1 protein-coding gene and 1 pseudogene are annotated in these 1,295 nt (G+C 63.0%); both read left to right on the plus strand.

Translation table 11 applies throughout. The features are described 5' to 3' along the window. Positions 1-561: pseudogene (locus E5W87_RS33180) on the plus strand (ABC transporter ATP-binding protein); the annotation flags it as partial. Continuing rightward, positions 558-1,295: acyl-CoA dehydrogenase family protein (locus E5W87_RS33185; protein ID WP_292407500.1), on the plus strand; the 738-nt coding region annotated here is incomplete at its 3' end. The pseudogene E5W87_RS33180 and the gene E5W87_RS33185, both read left to right, overlap by 4 nt.

The raw sequence follows: 1,295 nt of genomic DNA on the forward strand, positions 1-1,295 counted from the left end.
GGGATGTTTCAAGGGCAAGCCCCTCGCACCTAGTCCGCAGCGGCCTTGTCCAAGTCCTCGAGGCATTGCTTCCGCTCGCTGACGGTCGAAGAGAACCTCTTCACCGGCGCGCTCGGACGCTCGTCCTCTCGCACTGGCGTCAAGGCCGACCTCGATCGTGTCTATTCACTTTTCCCAAGGCTCGCCGAGAAGCGGCGAACCCGGTCCGGCCTCACTTCCGGGGGCGAGCAGCAGATGACGGCTATCGGCCGGGGTCTGATGTCGCGGCCGAAACTCTTTGTTCTGGACGAGCCGTCGATGGGGCTGGCACCGCTGATCGTCGACGAGATCTTCAGCGCCCTGAAATGGCTCAACCGCGACGAAGGCCTTTCGATCCTCGTTGCCGAACAGAATTCGGCGGTCGCGCTGAAATACGCCGACCGCGCCACCGTGCTCGAGAACGGCGTCAGCGTGCTGGAAGGATCGGCTGCCGACTTGCGCCAGCGCACCGATATCAAAACCTACTACCTCGGCGGCGCGCCGCTTCCACCGCAACATTTTCCCAAGGAGACAGCAGCATGACCATCCAATCCAGGCAGGCGTCGGATAGCCGCAGTGCCGTCCCGCCGGTCGAACGACCCTCTGCCAAGGCGCATGTGATCAAGGCCGATGCCGAGGCAATCGCTGTCGCCGAAAAACTCGCCGCCGAATTCGCCAGGGATGCCTCCAAGCGGGATCGTGAACGCATCTGGCCGAAGGAAGAGCTCGATGCGTTTTCGCAGAGCGGCCTGTGGTCGATCAACGTGCCGAAAGCCTATGGCGGGCCGGAGCTCTCCTATGTGACCCTGTCGAAGGTGATCACCATCATCTCGGCGGCCGATCCGTCGCTCGGCCAGATTCCGCAGAACCATCTTGGCGTCGTCGCCGCTATCCGCACCGTCTCCGACGAGGCGCAGAAGAAGCTGCTTTTCGCTGAGGTGCTGTCCGGCACGCGCTTCGGCAACGCGTTCTCCGAGTTCGGCTCCAAGCGCGCGGCCGACTTCGAGACAAAGTTCGTCGACGCCGGCGACCATGTCGTGGTCAACGGCCAGAAATTCTATTCGAGCGGTGCTCTGCTTGCCCATCTGGTGCCGATCGTGGCCCTCGATGACGAGGGGCGTGCCTGGTATGCCATCGCCGATCGCGGCGCGCCCGGGCTGACGGTCATCGACGACTGGTCGAGCTTCGGACAGAAGACGACTTTGTCCGGCACGGTCCTGCTCGACAATGTCAAGGTGCCCAAAACGCATCTCGTCCCCGGCTATAAGGGCTACGAC

Origin of the sequence: Mesorhizobium sp. (assembly GCF_004962925.1) — a bacterium.
GTDB lineage: Bacteria > Pseudomonadota > Alphaproteobacteria > Rhizobiales > Rhizobiaceae > Mesorhizobium.